A 419-nucleotide genomic window follows, 5' to 3' on the forward strand; every position below is an offset into this window, starting at 1 on the left:
TCTTATCGGTTGTTTGATATAGCTGGGATCAGTTGTAGGCTTGGGTCGAGGGAATCTTCCCTGGGTCTCCAACTACCTGACTGCTGATCCGAGAAGGTTTTGGGTCTGTAGCTCAGTCGGTTAGAGCACCGTCTTGATAAGGCGGGGGTCGTTGGTTCGAATCCAACCAGACCCACCAAGTATTCTGCGCATGCGGGATATGGGGGTGTAGCTCAGCTGGGAGAGCGCCTGCTTTGCAAGCAGGATGTCATCGGTTCGATCCCGTTCACCTCCACCAAGTACTTGATTGCCTGGTGATGTAGAGGCTAACTCATAGTGTCGTGCAAACGATCCTATGAGTTAGGTTTTACCTGACAGCTATATTCGTTCTTTAACAATCTGGAAGAAGCACAACGAAAATGTACTTATCAAGTACTCGA

Annotated in this window: 2 tRNA genes; both read left to right on the forward strand. The window is 49.2% G+C overall.

What is annotated here, in order from left to right:
* The first annotated feature begins 101 nt into the window (after positions 1 to 101).
* Positions 102 to 178: transfer RNA gene (locus IPU70_RS32685), tRNA-Ile, on the forward strand.
* Between the two features lie 23 nt (positions 179 to 201).
* Positions 202 to 277, forward strand: a tRNA-Ala gene (locus IPU70_RS32690).
* The last annotated feature ends 142 nt before the right edge of the window (positions 278 to 419 follow it).

It is taken from the genome of Achromobacter sp. SD115, from assembly GCF_017355315.1.
GTDB lineage: Bacteria > Pseudomonadota > Gammaproteobacteria > Burkholderiales > Burkholderiaceae_B > Achromobacter > Achromobacter xylosoxidans_B.